The sequence below is a fragment of the Streptomyces sp. HPF1205 genome (assembly GCF_020400825.1).
GTDB lineage: Bacteria > Actinomycetota > Actinomycetes > Streptomycetales > Streptomycetaceae > Actinacidiphila.
The window spans coordinates 1-15,926 of the sequence record NZ_JAINVH010000062.1 but is presented as its reverse complement, the minus strand read 5'-3'; the positions used below and the strand labels follow the sequence as shown (position 1 = coordinate 15,926).

Sequence of the window (15,926 nt, the reverse complement as noted above, 5' to 3'; positions counted from 1 at the left end):
AGATCCCGGCCGGCACCGGCACGTCGGCCGCCGGGCGCCCGTACCGCGGTCGTGGGGCGGGTGGTACGTTCGGGCCATGGACGCCGTGGCCGCCCCGCACGCGAACGATCGGTCCGGCATCTTCCACCGCGGCGGCGCGCGAGGATGAAGGCCGGGCAGGCCCGTTCCGCGGCGGTCCGCTGGATCGCCGAGCACGCGCGGGACGATCCCGACTACCGGGGCGCGTACTTCGGCGGCTCGACTGTGGGGCTGCCGGACGACGCCGACCTGCCCCCGTCGTCCGATGTCGACGTCTTCCTCGTCACCGCGGCCGCCGACCCGCCGGTCAAGCCCGGCAAGTTCGGCTACCGGGGCGCCCTGCTGGAAGTCAGCCTCCAGCCCTGGTCGCAGCTCGCCCGCGCCGAGGACGTCCTGGCCTCGTACCACCTGGCCGGGAATTTCCGTACCGACGCGATCATCGACGACCCCACCGGCCGGCTGCGGGAACTGCACGCGCGCGTCTCGCGCGACTTCGCCGCCCGGCCGTGGGTGCGGCGCAGGTACGAGGACGCCCTGCGCAGGATCGAGACCCGCCTCGCCGCGCCCGACACCTCCGCGCCCTTTCACGAACAGGTGAACGCCTGGCTGTTCCCCACCGGCGTGACCTGCCATGTGCTCCTGGTCGCCGCGCTGCGCAACCCCACCATCCGGCTGCGCTACCCGGCCGCGCGCGAGGTCCTCGCCGACTACGGGCGCATGGACCTCTACGCCGAACTCCTCGGCCTCCTCGGCTGCGCGCACCTGACCGAGCGGCGGGTACGGCACTACCTGGACGCGCTCGCCGCGACCTTCGACGCCACCGCCGAAGCGGCCAGGACCCGGTTCCCCTTCAGCGGCGACCTCACGCCCGTGGCGCGGCCGATCGCCATCGGCGGAAGCCGCGCGCTCGTCGACCGCGGTGACCACCGCGAGGCGGTCTTCTGGATCGCGGCGACCTTCGCCCGCTGCCACACCGTCCTGGCCGCCGACGCTCCGCACCTGCACGAGGCCCGGGTCCCTGCGTTCCTGGCGCTGGCGGAGGACCTCGGTGCCGGCTCCACCGGCGACCTGCTGGAGCGCGCCGCCGCGGTCGTCCGGTTCCTGCCCCGGCTGCGGCGGACGGCCGAGGACGTGCTGGCCGCGAACCCCGATGTCACCGGGTAGCGGCAAGGACCGTCGGCCGCGCGCCCGCTGACGTCGCCTCGCGTGCCGCGTGCCAAGTGCCGCGTCCTGAGTGCCGCGTGCCGGGCGGGCGCACACCGCTGTCCGCGCCCGCCCGGCGCTCGGCACCGCCGCACCGTGCGCCGGGGGCCGGGCCCCGGGGGCAGGTGGCAGGTGGCAGGTAGCAGGTAGCAGGTGGCGCGGTTCTCAGGCCGGGCCGAGCGGCCTGCCGCCGGTGTCCACCTTTCCGGCGGCCACCAGCCAGGCCAGCGCCTCGCGCACCGCCTGAAGGGAGGAGTAGCGCGGGGTGTAGCCGAGCAGGCGGCGTGCCTGCCCGATGTCGGCGTGGGTGCTGTGCGCTATGTGGGCGTGCGTCTGCCGGGCCGTCTCCTCCTCCACGCCGACCGCCCACTGCGGGTACGGGGCGAAGGACAGCCGCGCGGTCCCGCCGAACCAGCCCGCGACGGCCTCGGCGTAGCCGCGCAGCGTCAGGGCCCGCCGGGAGCAGACGTGGAAGGCCCGGCCCACGGAAGCCGTGCGGTCGTGCAGGGCGAGTTCGAAGGCCTGGGCCACGTCGTCGGCGTGGACGTGGTGCAGGGTCTCCAGGCCCGCGTTGGGGAGGGTCACTTCCTCGCCCCGGGCCAGGGCGCCGAACACCTCGGGGTCGAAGTTGCCCGCCGGGTTGACCGGCACCCACCCGGGCCCGCTGATGTGTCCCGGGTGCAGCACCGTGGTGGGTGTCCCGCCCAGGGCCGACTGCCGCAGCAGGTACTCCTCGGCCGCCGCCTTGTTCACCCCGTAGTCGCCGAAGGGCCGGCGCGGCGCGTCCTCCGTGACCGGCACCTCGACCGGCGTGCCGTGCACCCAGACCGTGCCGCAGTGCAGCAGGTGGCCGGTGGCGCCGACGAGGGCACCGGCGAGCTGCCGGGCGCTGTCCGGGGTGAAGCACACCATGTCGAGGACGGCGTCCGCCTCGAAGGCGGCGATCCGCTTGCCGAACTCCCCGGCGGCGTCCTCGGCGTCCCGGTCCGCGTGCACGCGGCGGACCTCCTGCCAGGCCGCGTCCTGATGGTAGGGCTCGCTCGGGCCGCGGGTGACGACGGTCAGGTCGTGGCCCCGCCGTACCAGGCGCGGCACCAGGTAACCGCCGATGTGTCCCGTCCCGCCAATGATCACGATACGCATGGACTCATTCTCCCGTCCGGACACCGGGCGGCGCGGTCAGGGGTGCTGGTTCGGCCCCGGTCCGCCCGCCGGGCCCGTCAGGCCCCGCGCCCGCGCGACGTACGCCATCTGCCACGGCGCGACGTCCGCTCAGCGGCTCACCCGGTCGCGCCAGGCGTAGAACGGCACGAGGGGTGACCTCTCGTCGAGGTACGTCCAGGGCACCTCGGTGGGCCTGTCCCCCAGCGCCCGGAACACGGTGTGCGCCGCGGGGTACTCCCCGGCGAGTGCGAACGCCATCGCGAAGGCGTTGAAGCCCAGGGCCCAGTCGCGGCGGCGGACGAAGGCGGGGTGCAGCACCGAGCGGGAGGCGGCCTCCCGCAGGGCGGTCACCACGTGGGGGCGGCTCATCAGGACCGAATCCGGGTCGGCGCCGGTCTCCCGCCACTCCTCCAGGTGGGCAAGGGCGACGAGCTGCCCCAGTGGGCTGCCCGGCGGCGCCGCCAGCATCGCCTCACGGGCGAAGGCGTGCATCGGCTCCTGTGCGCCGCCCCCTGCGCGGCTGTGCTCGCGCAGGCGTTCGCGGTACGCGGCGAGGTGCCCGGGCGCCCGGCGGAGCACCTCCTCGAACCGGCGCCCGGCGGCCTCCTCCCCCGCCTCGCTTCCCCGGCCGCTGACCTGCAGGAAGTACCAGGGCGCCGCCCACGACGGCTCGCGGGCGGCCGCCTCGAAAAGGTGCTCCTCGGCGACCGCGAGCCGGGTCCGGAAAAGCTTCCACTGCCCCGCGGAGGCCTGCTCGACCGGCAGGCGCGGACGGGCGTGCCAGGCCCACGCGATGTGCCGTGCCCCCGAGACCAGCAGCGGCAGCGCGTCGCGGGGGTCGGCGGCGGCCACGTCGCCGATCCACCGCTCCACCCCCGCCACCGTCCCCAGCCCCTCGACCAGGAAGGTCAGGTCCTCGCCGTCCTCCGCGGCGGCCAGGTGCGCGCGGATCCCCGGCCAGTTCCCGGCGCCCCCCTCCTTGGCGGCGGCGCGGACGGCGGCGAGCCGGTGATCACCGTACGAGGGGTCGATCGCGGGCACCGGCCGGCGGCGCAGGAGATACCTCTCGCCCTCCGCCCGGCGGACGTTGAGCCGGCTGATCCACGACATACGAGGCCCCTCGCACATTTCGGCGCGCCCGACGCGGGCCCGCTGCTCCCCCGGCACTCCCCCGCCCGTAATTATCACGCCCGCCCGGAGGTCCGGGTCGGAGGGTTCGCCCGCCGGGCCGCGTCGCCTCTAGCTTGCTAGGATGCTAGCATCACTCATGTGAGCGATGAGGGCGTCAAGCAGTTCAACGTGTACCTGCCGATCGGGCTGATCAAGCAGGTCAAGTACCGCGCCGTCGAGTCGGGCATGTCGCTTTCCGCGCTGGTGGCCGAGGCCCTGCGCGCCTATCTGGACGACGACCGAGGGCGCCAACCGAGCGGACCCGGGGACGGCGGAACGGGCACGGGCGGCACCACCGTGAGGCCCGGCGAGTCCGGCGTACCCGGTGAGTCCGGCGATACCGGCGAGTCCGGCGATCCCGCACGAACAGAGCACGCCGAGCAGAACGACAAGGAGGCCTGACATGGCGACCGAAGGTATCGAGGCCGTCTTCCTGGAGACCCACAACTGGGGCAAGGCGGCGAAGTTCTTCCAGGCGCTCGGTTACGAGCTGGAGTTCTCCACGGACCACGATTCCGGGCAGTTGCGCAACGGCGACGGCCCGTACGTGTTCATCGCCGAGGTCCCCGAGAGCCAGGAGCCCGGCATGCGGCTGGTGTTCAAGGTGCCGGACGCGGACGCGTTCCGCCCCGATCCGGCCGTCGAGGTGGTCACGCCGTTCGCGGACACCCACTACGGCACGAAGGAGATGACCGTCCGCGACCCCGACGGCCGGGTGTGGAGCCTCCAGGCCCCCGCCGGGAACTGAACGCGACGCGAAAGGGAGCGGCATGACGGACGAGCGGACCGGGGAGCCGGACGGCACCGCGGTACGAGTGGCCCTGTGGCGGGCGATGCACGTCCAGGTGGACGCGCCGCCGCACGTACTGGAGGACGAGGTCGGCCTGCGGCTGGCGGATCCCGGCGCCGGATGGCGCGACCGCCCGGACATGGACGTGCGGGCCACCGCCGGATTCCGTGCGGCCGTCGTGGCCCGCGCGCGCTTCGTCGAGGACCTGGTCGCCGAGCGGGTGGACCAGGGTGTCGCCCAGTACGTCGTCCTCGGAGCCGGCCTGGACACCTTCGCCCAGCGCAGGCCGCAGACCGCCTCCCGCCTGCGGGTCTTCGAGGTCGACCGGCCCGGCCCGCAGGCGTGGAAGCGCCGGCGCCTGACCGAGCTCGGCTACGGCGTCCCCGACTGGCTGCGCCTGGTGCCGGTCGACTTCGAGGCGGGTGACGACTGGGAGAAGAAGCTGGTCGCGGCCGGTTTCGATCCCGGCCGGCCGGCGGTCGTCGCCTCCACCGGCGTGTCCATGTATCTCACCGGGCAGGCCAACGCGGCCGCCTTGCGTGCGATCGCGGCGTTCGTCCCGGGGACGACGCTCGCCATGACCTTCCTGCTGCCGGCCGAACTCCTCGACAGCGCCGACCGCCCCGGCCTGCGCGCGAGCCAGGAGGGCGCGCGGGCGTCCAGGACGCCGTTCCTCAGCTTCTACACCCCGCACGAGATGCTGGCCCTGGCCCGCGAGGCCGGATTCGCCTCCGTTCGCCACGTGCCGGGCGCCTCGCTGGCCGAGCGCTGTTTCGCCGGCCGCGCCGACGGCCTGCGCCCCTCGACCGGAGAGGACTTCCTGCTGGCCACCACCTGACGCGGGCCCCCGCGGCACACCGGGGCGCACCCGACCGAAGCGCCGGCGGCCGGAGCCGGCGCTCACCCGTACCGGCGGGCGCGCCCCGGCCGCCGGGCTCCCGTACTCCGGCGCGGGGCGCGACGACATCCGTCCGGGCACTGTCACCGCCGTCGCCGGGGGCCTGGTACGACTGGACACCCCGGCCCGCGCCGTCGGCTTCGACGAGGCCGCCCGCCCGCCGGCACCCGTACCGGAGCCGCCGGCCCACGAACACCGGGCCCCGCGGCGCGACATCGAGGGAGCGTGCGACGCCCATGACCGACGCCTCCGCACCTGCCGAGCGCCGGGCCCTGGTGGTCCGCGGCGGCTGGGAGGGCCACGCGCCCGTGGCGATCACCGACCTGTTCCTGCCGTTCCTGCGCGAGCACGGCTTCGCCGTCGAGACCGCCGAGTCGCCCGAGATCTACGGTGACGCCGGTCTGCCGGCCCGAACCGACCTGATCGTCCAGTGCTGGTCCATGGGCGAGATCGCCCCCGAGCACAGCCGTGCGCTGTCCGCGGCGGTGCGCGCGGGCACCGGATTCGCCGGGTGGCACGGCGGGATCGTCGATTCCTTCCGCGGCGACCTCGACTACCACATGCTGACGGGCGGTCAGTTCCTCATGCACCCGCCCGGCTTCCTCGACCACGAGGTGCGGCCGGTGCCCGGGCGGGCCGGCCATCCGGTGATCGCCGGTCTGACCGGCTTCCGTGTCCGCACCGAGCAGTACTGGGTCGCCACCCACCCGGACATCGACGTCCTCGCCACCACCACGTTTCCCGCCGACCGGGACCGCGACCGCGCGGTCGTCATGCCCGCGGTGTGGACCAGGACGCACGGCGCCGGGAGGGTCTTCGTCTCCACGATCGGGCACAAGGCCGACGACTTCGACGTACCCGAGGTGCGCACGCTCACCGAGCGGGGACTGCTGTGGGCGAGCAGGTGACGCCGGGCGAGGCCGCCTTCGCCCCGCCCGGCTCCGAGTCCCTGTCCTGAGCCCTGTCCTGCCCTGCCCGGCCCGCGGGGGCGGGGCTCACGCGTAGAAGTTCCGCTGCCACCGGTGCCGGGCCAGGACCGCCAGTTGTTCGGGGGTGAGCGGTCGGCCGTCGCCGACGGCCGCGTTGCGTTCGACGTTGCGCACCGTGCGCATGCCGGGGATGACGGTCGAGACCGCCGGGTGGCTCAGTACGAAGCGCAGGGCGGTCTCCGCCATGTCCTCGACCGCGATGCCGAGGTCCGCCGCGATCGCGCGGACCCGCTCCTCGACCTGGGCCGGACGGTCGCCGCGGAAGTAGTGGTTGCGGAAGTCGCCCTCCGGGAAGGTCGTACCGGCGGTGAGGCGGCCGGTGAGGCCGCCCTCGTCCAGGGCGACGCGGACGATCACACCGACACCGTGCTCCTGGCACGCCGGGAAGAGCTCGGTGGCCGGAGCCTGGTCGAAGATGTTGTAGATGACCTGCACGGTGTCCACGGCGCCGCTGCGGACCAGGGCGAGCGCGGTCTCGGGCTGGTGGTCGTTGACGGACACGCCGAACAGCCGGATCTTCCCCTCCGCCTTGAGGTCGGCGACGGTCTCCAGCCAGTCGCCGCGGCCGAGCCACTCGTCGTTCCACACGTGGAACTGCAGCACGTCGAAGTGGTCGAGGCCGCTCGCCCGCAGGCTGGTCTCCAGGCTTTCGCGGATGTGCGAGCCGGGAAAGGCGTCGGCCGGGTCGACGCCGTCCGGGGCGGGCCACTTCCGGTTCTTGGGCGGAACCTTGGTCGCCACCGCGACGGTCTCGCCGGCCCTGGCCCGTTCCCGTACGACCGAGCCGACGATGCGCTCGCTCTCGCCGTAGCCACGGGCGGTGTCGATGAGGTTCATACCGAGGTCGAGGGCCCGGTGCAGGGCCTTGACGGACTCGTCCTCGGTGGCGCCGATCCAGCCGGAGGCGCCGATGCCCCAGGCCCCGTAGGCGATCTCCGACACCGACAGCCCGGTCCGTCCCAGTTCGCGGTAGTGCAACGTTCGTCCTTCCGACTTCCGTCTTTCCGTCTTTCCGTCTTTCCGTCTTTGCCGTCTTCCCCGTTTTCGCCGGATGCCCGGGCCGGGCGACCGTCGGCCGGGCTGGCCCGGGTGCTGTCGCGGCAGTGCCCAGCCAACCCGGCCCGGCACTCATCTGTCCAATAGAAGGAAGCGATGGGATTGAGAACCGATGGCGCTGAATCGGCGCCGTCGGCCCGGCGGGTCAGTTCAGCGCGGCGTGCGCGATCCCCAGGGTGGCGTCGGCGTACGTGCCGTTCTCGTCGGTCGGGGTGAAGGCGTGGACGAGCACCCGGGCCAGGTCGGGCGTGGCGAAGACGCCGTGTTGTACCCCGGCGGGAGCCCGTCTTCCCCCATACGGTGACGCCGTCCACGGTCTGCCGCATCAGGCCGCCCGGCCCGAAGCAGGCGCGGCCGGGGTTCCCCGACCGGCACTGCCGTGCCGGGCGCGAAACTCATCGGCTTTCCCGCCATCTCGGCCACGACCTGCGTCGGCGTGGGATGGCCGACCGCTCGGCGACGAACCGCGCCGGGTCGCTCTCCCCGTCGTCCGCGCTGCCGCCGGGCAGGCCGCTGGTGTGATCGAGGAGTTCCACGAAGGTGACGGGTGGCAGATCGGACGGGAGTACGCCGGGCAGGTAGTGCTGCACGGTGCCGCCCAGGTGGAGGCGGTGCTCGACGGCCAGTTGCAGCACCACCGTGGCCGTGAACGCCTTGGTGACGCGACCGACGCGGAACGGGGCGTCGGGCGCCGCGGGCCGGCCCGTGGCCAGGTCCGCCGTACCGGAAGCCCCGGCCCGGCCGCCCTGCGACCCGGAGACCCGCACCAGGACGCCGGTGATGCCCGCACCCGGCAGCACGGCGACCACTCGCCACAGCCGCGGCCCCGTTCACCGGCGGCACCCGGGCGGGGCGGTTCGGGGCGGGGTAGTCCGCGACTGGACGGTTCACGGCGGCCGCGGGCAGCGCCCCGGCGAGGGCCGGCGACCCGGCGGCCGGCCCGGCCAGGGTGACGAGGACGGTACGGCAAGCGGGCGGAAGGGGACGCCCCAGCGACCGGGAACGGCGGCGGACGGGCGGACGGTTCCGTGCAGGCATGCTCTCCCCCAGGGAAGGCGGCGGTCGGCGGTGTTCTCGCACCCGAGTGCCCGGCGTTCCGGCACGGGCACGTCCGCCGCACGAGCAGCGGGTCGCCGCCGAGTTTTCCGCCGCGGGCCGCGCCGCTCACTGGTGCGGGCCCACCTCATCGTGGTGCGGCCCGCACCACCGGCGCGGTGCACCCCGCGCCACCCGGACCGCCGAGTCCGTCCATGCGTACGCACCTGCGGATGGATTCCACGGGGGCGCGGGGGCGCGGCCTACGCACGCACGACCCGCCCGAGCGGGTCGCCCTCAGCCGCACCGGGGTGAGCCGCATCGCCGACGAGATGGCGCAGCCCCGCTCCATGCCCCCGCACGGGCACTCCGGGGTCCCCTGCCCCGATCCGCAAGCCTGCCCCGCCGAATGCGTGTCCCCGTACGACCGCCCCAGGACACACCGCACTGGAGGGCCGCGCGGAAGCAAGATCAACCGCCACCCCGCACCCCGGCCACGCCGACCCCCCGGCGGGCAAACCCGTGAGCAAGCACCCCCGGAAGTGCGCTATTCTTCTCGTGCGCGGTCGGCCGGGGAAACAACCCCGGAACGATCAAGCACCGGGACGTGGCGCAGTTTGGTAGCGCACTTGACTGGGGGTCAAGGGGTCGCAGGTTCAAATCCTGTCGTCCCGACGGTGCACGAAGCCCGCTGGCGGAGCATATCGCTCCAGCTCAGCGGGCTTCTTCGCGTCTGCGGCAGCTCTCAGCGGACCACCCGCAGATGCCGCTTCGGGCGATCCTGTGGGACCACTTTGGGACCAGGCTCCATCTGGGGTGTGGTCTGGGTGTCGATCCTGGCCCCGCTCAGGTGCGCGGACAGGGCGGCCCCGGCCAGGTCGATCGAGCGCCGGTCGGGGTGCAGGTAGCGCTGAGTCGTGGTGAGCGAGCCGTGTCCGGCGATCTTGCGAAGGACGTGCAGGGGCACGCCGGCATCGGCCATCCACGTAAGGCCCGTGTGCCGGAGATCGTGCCGCCGCAGGTGTTCGTACCCCAGGCGGACCACGACCTCATCCCAGTGCGTGGCGTCCCGCAGTACGGCGGTGGTGATGCGCCCGCCGCGGGGGCCGGTGCACAGCCGGGCCATGGGGTCGCGGCCGGCCGCGTCGAGGCGCCGGGCGACCATGGGCCGGATCTCCGGAATGATCGGGACCGTCCGGCGACGCTTGCCCTTGGTCCCCTGTGTGAGCGGACCGTCTTGACCCTGGCTCCGGCGATCAGCAGATGGACCACCGAGGTGTCCGCCCAGAACGTCACCGTCAGCCCCGCCCGGGCCGGACCCAGCCAGAACTGCTTGCCCGCGACCTGCAGATTTCCGCTGGCAGGCACCACCCGCTCGAACTCCACCGGCCCGCCGGACACCGGCACCAACTCCTGCCACCCCACGACCGGCGACTGGGACACCTCCGGCGCCACCACAGCGGGCGCCGGCTCCACCAGCTCCACGGCGGCAGGCGCCGCCAGCGGTGGCGTCCGCTGCTGCGGGACCAGCGACAGCGCACCGGGCACCTTCAGGCCCAGCACCTCCCGCTCCTCCAGCGCAACGGGCGTGAACCGATCCGCCGGGCTGTGCATGTCCAGCGCCTGATGCGGACGCACGCAGTTGTACTCCTCCACCCACCCCTCCAGCGCCGCCTGAGCCGCCTCGACACTCTCAAACGCGCCGCAGTCGTCGAGGAGTTCGCGCCGCAGCGTCTGATGGAACCGTTCGACCTTGCCCGTCGTGGTCGGCGACGCCGGCTGGGTGAGGCGGTGCGCGATCCCGTTCTCCCGGCAGATCCGGTCGAACAGCACCTCACCACCGTGCCCGAACCGGTCGGTGAACTGCTTGCCGTTGTCGGTCAGCACCTCCTGCGGCACCCCGAACTCCCGCAAAGCCCGGACGAAGGCCGCGCAGACCGCCCTCCCGGTCGCCCGCTCGACCACCGACGCGATCACGCAGTACCGGGAATGATCGTCCACACCGGTCACGATCTTCGCCTCGGTCAACTCGCCCGTGACCGGGTTGACCAGCATCACCCCGCCGACGATGTCCATCTGCCACAACTGCATCGGCGCATCGCGCTGCCAGCGCTTGTAATCCGACCGCTTCCTGCGCCGCACCCCCGGCTCCACCAGCCCATGCCGGACCAGGATCCGATACACCGTCATCCGCGACGGCACCGGGCTCACCGCACCGGACCGCTCCAGCACATGAACGATCCGCCGCGGACCCCAACGAGGGTGCTTGCGCCGCAGCTCGCACACGGCCGCCTCGACCTCGGCAGAGGCCTGATGCGGACACGACGCCGGCCTACGGGAACGGTCCACCAACCCGGCCAGCCCCGAGGCCTCATAGCGGGACTTCCAGCCGCTGACCGTCTGCCGTGACACCCCAAGCGAAGCCGCGACCTCGGTCACTGTCGCACCAGCCAGCACGGCCAGGACAGCCCGGTATCTCTGCTCGACAACCGACAACTCCACCAGCGCCAATCCCGGCCTCCCCACACGCGCCGCAACGACGCGCACAGCAAAGCCGATCACGGCCACTGTCAACCATCACCTGGGACCGAACTGTCAAGCATCTACCGGGACCGGACATCTGGCCCGCAGCCTGAGTTGTTACAGGTTTCTCTACCTCATCAAGCTCCCGGCGTCGCTACCGCTCCGCCGGGCGCGCGTCCGGCGCCCGGCCGCGCCGTCGCTCATGTCTCCGCCCCGCTCGGCCCGGCCGGCGCCGCGCGCGCCCACGGAAGGGGAGGCCCGAAGGGCATGAGGCAGAACCGCACAGCCGAGGCCAGAACGATGCCTCCGGCGGGGGCGCTCAGGCTCCGAGATGGACGAGGACCGGCCGGCGCCCGCAGGTTCGTCGTGGTGAGCGCGGAGACTCCCATCCCACCTGCCATCGACCCGGGACAAGCCGAGCAGACGCGGCCCCTGGCGTCCAGGTCGTTCGTACAGTAGCGCGCTCCACCTGGACGCCAGGGGCCACGCCCGCTCCACTGACGTGCGGGCCGACGGCAGACGGGATGGGAGTTAGGAAAGTGGTGGGTTAAGACGTCGTTTCCTTTGGTGAGCGTCTACTGTCGAGCCGTGACATGGAGTGAGGCGGAGTACCTCGACTGTCTGCAGTCTGAGCGGCGGGGCTACGCATGGGTGATGCAGCACCATGGTGGGCTGACGCCGGAGGAAGCCAGGGAAGCCGCCCTGGAGCGATACCCCTACGAGCCGGATGACTCCCCACACCGTGGGCTTGTATTTCATGATGAGGCGTGGCACTGGGCGATGCAGGCGATCCACGGTGATCGCTACGTGCTGGAACACCCCGAACTGGTCCACCCGCCGCCCGAGTACGAGGCACTTGAGTGAGCACAAGCGCACGTTCGCCGGCCCGGATGCCCTGCACGTCTCACAACGGTGATGGCCGTCCGCGCTTGCTGAGCCGACGGTAGCCGATCAAGGCCGCGGCTATGCCGGCGAAGGCAAGGAAGTGTGCGGCTTTGCGTTCGTAGCGTCGGTGGAGCCGGCGACAGCCGGCCAGCCAGGACACCGTTCGCTCCACCACCCAGCGGTGCCGCCCCAGACGCTGGGAGGACTCGATGCCCCTACGGGCGATGCGGTGGCGTATGCCGCGCTGCGCGAGCCATCGGCGCAGGTGGTCATAGTCGTAGCCCTTGTCGCCGTGTAGTTTTTCGGGCCGTCGGCGGCGCGGGCCGCGGTGGGAACGGATCGGCGGGATACCACGTACCAGCGGTATCAGCCCCTGGCTGTCATGGACGTTGGCCGCGGAGATCCCAAGCGAGAGCGGCAGTCCGTTGCGGTCGGTGACAAGGTGGATTTTCGATCCGTTCTTGCCCCGGTCGGTCGGATTCGGTCCCGTCAAAGGCCCCCTTTTGCCGCCCGGACGCTGACGGAATCGATCGCACACCTGGACCAGTCCAGCTCACCGAGCGCCCCCAACTCGTCCAGGACGACGCGATGGAGCCTGGCCCAGACCCGAGCCCTGCTCCACTGGGCGAAGCGCCGGTAGACCGTGGGCCACGCCGGCCCGAAGACCGGCGGGAGCTGCCGCCAGGTGCAACCCGACGTCGCCACAAAGATGATCGCCGCCAGCACCTCCCGGTCACCAGCCCGGCGTCGACCCCCACCCTGCGGGCGCACGACCTCCGTCGGAGGGACCACCCGCCGAAACAGCTCCCACAAGTCATCCGGCACCAACCGCTTCACCAGATCCGCCATGCACTGCTCAACGACCGACGGCACCAAAGGAAACGGCGTCTAAGGACGGACCCTAACCGCGGGTATCGGTCAGCGCGGACCGGGCAGCTTCAATGAAGGTCCGCCGAGTGTCCGCGACATCGTCCGTGGTGTCAGCCATATTCGTCCACGCGTTTTCCTGATCCTGCTCCGCCCCTGATACACGCGCATTGAGCACATAGTTGTGGGCACCCCAATACAGCGTGACAGCCCGAAGTACAGCCTCAGCACGCTCGTCCACTCCATCTGGACCGACCATGCGAACGATCTCCCGTACCTCGTCGAGCGCGTTCACCTTTTCGATCACCTCGGGCGGACTGTACAGGCGCTGGAACTCGTCGCTGCCGGTCGTGACTTCACCCGACTGCACTGCCCGATCCGCAGCCACCACAGCCTGTGTGTGAACATCCATCACCTTGAGGCAGAGGTGTAGTGCTTGGAGAAAACGTACGTAGCAGTCCTGTCTCTGCTGCCTAAGCCAGTGCGAATGTTCAATGACACCCTGGTCACGTACTTGCCTGCGCCCTGCGCGATATGAGAGCACACCACTCAGCAGAACCCCAGGAATACCGATCGCCGCAGCCCATATGGCCGCTTGCCCTTGATCCATGCCTCATCTTGACGCTCTCACCATGATCAACCGGGATGATTGCGATGACCAGACCGGAACCTCCCCGCACCCGCCCAGGGCGGGGACGACTCACGGGCAAGTCCTTCCGGCCGCCGGGCCGTCTCTGGGCCGTCCGAGGCCGCACAACGACGACCAACGCTGACAACCGTTGACGGCTCAGCCGCAGGTCACAGCGTTGATCGTTCGTGAGGCCCCAGGTCAGCGAGACCCCTGTTCACTTCTTCGGCTTCTGAGTCACAGTTCAGGTCAAGATGGGCTTGATCTCGCCCTACTACTCTCCGCGCACAGGCGCTCACACTCGAACGTATGGGGAGAGAACGTACCAATCAGGAGCTTGTGTGCGAGGAGTGCCACGACTCAGCGCGGCCGGCGTGCGCACGAGGGGTCATACCGCTGGGTGTGGTGCGGTGCGAACCCTGTTGGAACCGGTTGGCCAACGAGCTTGCGGAGATCGACGGTGCCACAGCCCCACCGTGGCCCGACCCCGACCCGGAGAGCGTCGACCGGATCGAGCCCGAGGGGTGCCCCGGGTGCGGCATGGAAGTGCGCACCATGCCCACCAACTACGACCGGTGGGTACACCTCTCAACCATTTCCATGCGCGCCAAGGAGGTGCCCTGCCGCTATCGGTGGCGGGTGGAGACGCGCCCCGCACGGCACTCGGCCTACCCGGTCGCCATGATCGCGGTACGGGTCAGCGGACTTGACTCGTTGCCGGATGACATGGTGATCCCGGCGCACACCGTCGAGTGCCAGCACCCGGCAGCAATGGCCGAGGTGGAGGCAGCGTGGCGGGCCGACCGCGCGCGGCAGGCGTGGTTGCCGCCGTCCGTCGAGGAGTTCGAAGACGACGAGTAGCCAGCGTGCCCCGCGTGCCCACTGCGTGCCCGTCTGAGGGGCGAACGAGGGGGAATCACCGGGGGGAACAGCGGGCCGGACGCCCCAACGGCCCTGTACGGCGCCCTACGAGGTCACCGCGAGGCCGCCGCACTGGTCTTCCAAGCTAGAGCCAGTGTGCCAGTATGATCGGCGCATGAGTCCCCGAGAGGCAGATGCCCCGTAGGCCCCCGCACGAGCTTCGGGCTGTACGGCCCGAGGTCCGGAGCGTCGTTACCACGAGCACGCTACTTATCAGTACTTGTCCCGGGCCACCGGTGTGCACGTCGGTACACACGCTCTTGTTTATCGATGGCCTCGACATGATCTCGCGCAGCGACAGCAGGATGGTTGGACTACACCCGGGGCAACTGCTTCGACCTGGCGGCCCCCTATATCCCACGGAGGCGGCTCGAACGGTCGGCGTGGCCTCTCAGAGAGGGAACGAGCCCGACCTCGGTGGCCTTTCCATTCGACTGCGGCTACGAGGCGAATGGGTTGTCTGGGCGAACTTGATGTACCCGGGACCAGGGGGCGAGCCCATCGAGGAGGCACGCTTCCATCTCGGCCAGTACACGGCCGAAGTGCAGCGCGCGTACTTGGCTTGGGCGACGCGATCCGCGGAGTAGGGTCAGTTCTGCTGGGACCAGTTTGGGACCACACGCTATGCACGCAGCCGAACAACACCAGCTCACGCACACGACTGATCGTGCCTCAGAACGCCTCTGACCTGCGGAAACCCTTGAACCTATGATCTGGGGGTCAAGGGGTCGCAGGTTCAAATCCTGTCGTCCCGACGGTGCAGTGGGCGGTACGCCCAGGTCAGGGCCTTGTCTCACAGCTGTGAGACAAGGCCCTGAGGCGTTTCCGGCCTCGGTCTCTCACAGCTTCTCACAATCGTTGTCGATCTTGCTCAGCTCGGTGGCTCAGCCCAGCAACTTCGTGAGCTTCTTCGAGCCCGCCCGCAAGCTCTCGGGGTCGGGGTGGACGTAGATCCGCTTGGTGAAGCTCAGGTCCGAGTGACCGGCCCAGGCGGAGACGACGGTGTCCGGGACCCCGTTGTTGGCCATCCACGACAGGCAAGCATGCCGTGCGTCGTACAGCCGCACCTTGCGCACCCCGGCCGCCTCCATGAGCTTGTACGCCTCCCGGCGCAGCCTGTCCGTCTTCCAGGGCCTGCCGGGCGTGGAAGTCGCGCAGCGCCTTGCGGACGGGCGCGGGCAGTGGCAGCGTGCGCTTGCCGGCCTCGGTCTTCGTGCCCTTTTCCACGACCTTGTTCCGCTCGCCCTTCTCACGGCTTCGGTCGTAGACGATGGTGCGGGTGTTGTCGATGGCGATGGTGCCGGCGCCGTCCAGGTCGACGTCCTCCCAGCGGGCTCCGCACACCTCGGCGGGACGGTTGGCGATGAGCGCGAGCATCATGGCCGCGTACAGCCGATGGCCCCGGATGGCGGCGAGGAAGGTCCTCACCTCCGTCTCGTTCCACGGTGCCTTGGCAGTGCGTTGGGTTTCGGCTTTCCTCTTGGCCTCCCGCGAGATGGTGACTGCTCGGGTTGCGTCCTTGGAAGTGGTGTAGCGGGTTGGACCTGATCCGGGGGTTTGTCCCGGCATTCGGGTTGGTGCCCGTATAGAGAGACGGCCACCGGCTGATCTTCGAAGTGTCTAAGCCTCGAAGGAGAATCTCAATGATCGTGTCAAGCCGCCTGCGTGACCGGTGGGACGGAGGTGAACAGCCTCTTGTCACGCAGCATCGCCCACAGGACATCCACCCGACGCCGGGCGAGGGCGAGCAGAGCCTGGGTGTGCAGCAGCCCCTCGGCC

Annotated in this window: 14 protein-coding genes, 1 tRNA gene and 3 pseudogenes; 8 read left to right on the top strand and 10 right to left on the bottom strand. The window is 71.1% G+C overall.

The genetic code is table 11. The features are described 5' to 3' along the window. Positions 1-144: 144 nt before the first annotated feature. Positions 145-1,182, top strand: coding sequence for a hypothetical protein (locus K7G61_RS35015; protein ID WP_225851196.1), 1,038 nt, complete (start codon positions 145-147; stop codon positions 1,180-1,182). Between the two features lie 204 nt (positions 1,183-1,386). Here the strand turns inward: K7G61_RS35015 and K7G61_RS35010 are convergent, their stop codons facing one another. Further along, positions 1,387-2,364, bottom strand: coding sequence for an NAD(P)-dependent oxidoreductase (locus tag K7G61_RS35010; RefSeq protein WP_225851195.1), 978 nt, complete (start codon positions 2,362-2,364; stop codon positions 1,387-1,389). A gap of 129 nt (positions 2,365-2,493) precedes the next feature. Continuing rightward, a complete protein-coding gene (locus K7G61_RS35005) occupies positions 2,494-3,495 on the bottom strand; it encodes a hypothetical protein (RefSeq protein ID WP_225851194.1) in 1,002 nt (333 codons plus the stop codon). Between the two features lie 159 nt (positions 3,496-3,654). Between K7G61_RS35005 and K7G61_RS37205 the strand changes: the two are divergent. The 4 genes and pseudogenes from K7G61_RS37205 to K7G61_RS34985 all read left to right on the top strand — a co-directional run. After that, positions 3,655-3,813, top strand: a pseudogene (locus tag K7G61_RS37205) (CopG family transcriptional regulator); the annotation flags it as partial. 145 nt (positions 3,814-3,958) lie between these two features. Further along, positions 3,959-4,303 (top strand): glyoxalase/bleomycin resistance/extradiol dioxygenase family protein, encoded by a 345-nt coding sequence (locus K7G61_RS34995; protein ID WP_225851193.1) that lies wholly within the window; start codon positions 3,959-3,961, stop codon positions 4,301-4,303. 22 nt (positions 4,304-4,325) lie between these two features. Next, positions 4,326-5,183, top strand: a complete 858-nt coding sequence (locus K7G61_RS34990) for a class I SAM-dependent methyltransferase (protein WP_225851192.1) — start codon at positions 4,326-4,328, stop codon at positions 5,181-5,183. A gap of 296 nt (positions 5,184-5,479) precedes the next feature. After that, positions 5,480-6,151: a ThuA domain-containing protein gene (locus tag K7G61_RS34985; RefSeq protein WP_225851191.1), complete on the top strand. Its 672-nt coding sequence runs from the start codon at positions 5,480-5,482 to the stop codon at positions 6,149-6,151. Between the two features lie 87 nt (positions 6,152-6,238). Here K7G61_RS34985 and K7G61_RS34980 read toward each other — a convergent pair whose 3' ends face one another. Both K7G61_RS34980 and K7G61_RS34975 read right to left on the bottom strand, forming a co-directional pair. Next, positions 6,239-7,210, bottom strand: a complete 972-nt coding sequence (locus tag K7G61_RS34980; RefSeq protein WP_225851190.1) for an aldo/keto reductase — start codon at positions 7,208-7,210, stop codon at positions 6,239-6,241. A gap of 473 nt (positions 7,211-7,683) precedes the next feature. Further along, a complete protein-coding gene (locus tag K7G61_RS34975; RefSeq protein ID WP_225851189.1) occupies positions 7,684-8,097 on the bottom strand; it encodes a serine hydrolase domain-containing protein in 414 nt (137 codons plus the stop codon). An 827-nt stretch (positions 8,098-8,924) separates the two neighbouring features. Between K7G61_RS34975 and K7G61_RS34970 the strand changes: the two genes are divergently transcribed. Further along, positions 8,925-8,998: transfer RNA gene (locus K7G61_RS34970), tRNA-Pro, on the top strand. A 70-nt stretch (positions 8,999-9,068) separates the two neighbouring features. Here K7G61_RS34970 and K7G61_RS36785 read toward each other — a convergent pair. Next, positions 9,069-9,488 carry a tyrosine-type recombinase/integrase gene (locus tag K7G61_RS36785; protein WP_263985237.1) on the bottom strand — a complete coding sequence of 140 codons (420 nt, stop codon included), beginning with the start codon at positions 9,486-9,488 and terminating at the stop codon, positions 9,069-9,071. Then, a pseudogene (locus K7G61_RS34960) lies at positions 9,482-10,819 on the bottom strand (IS481 family transposase); the annotation flags it as partial. The gene K7G61_RS36785 and the pseudogene K7G61_RS34960, both read right to left, overlap by 7 nt. Before the next feature lie 615 nt (positions 10,820-11,434). On the opposite strand from K7G61_RS34960, the gene K7G61_RS34955 reads away from it, so the two are divergent. After that, a complete protein-coding gene (locus K7G61_RS34955) occupies positions 11,435-11,710 on the top strand; it encodes a hypothetical protein (protein WP_225851188.1) in 276 nt (91 codons plus the stop codon). 40 nt (positions 11,711-11,750) lie between these two features. Here K7G61_RS34955 and K7G61_RS34950 read toward each other — a convergent pair. Both K7G61_RS34950 and K7G61_RS34945 read right to left on the bottom strand, forming a co-directional pair. Continuing rightward, a protein-coding gene (locus tag K7G61_RS34950; protein ID WP_374204344.1) for an IS5 family transposase occupies positions 11,751-12,580 on the bottom strand; the annotation gives its coding sequence in 2 pieces (ribosomal slippage) (positions 11,751-12,232 and positions 12,232-12,580; 831 coding nt in all). Between the two features lie 52 nt (positions 12,581-12,632). After that, entirely contained in the window at positions 12,633-13,208 is a 576-nt protein-coding gene (locus K7G61_RS34945) for a hypothetical protein (RefSeq protein WP_225851186.1), read from the bottom strand. 450 nt (positions 13,209-13,658) lie between these two features. Between K7G61_RS34945 and K7G61_RS34940 the strand changes: the two genes are divergently transcribed. Continuing rightward, positions 13,659-14,087, top strand: a complete 429-nt coding sequence (locus K7G61_RS34940) for a hypothetical protein (protein WP_225851185.1) — start codon at positions 13,659-13,661, stop codon at positions 14,085-14,087. 944 nt (positions 14,088-15,031) lie between these two features. Here K7G61_RS34940 and K7G61_RS37200 read toward each other — a convergent pair. Then, positions 15,032-15,400 carry a tyrosine-type recombinase/integrase gene (locus tag K7G61_RS37200; protein WP_225851184.1) on the bottom strand — a complete coding sequence of 123 codons (369 nt, stop codon included), beginning with the start codon at positions 15,398-15,400 and terminating at the stop codon, positions 15,032-15,034. 399 nt (positions 15,401-15,799) lie between these two features. Next, positions 15,800-15,926, bottom strand: a pseudogene (locus tag K7G61_RS34930) (IS110 family transposase); the annotation flags it as partial.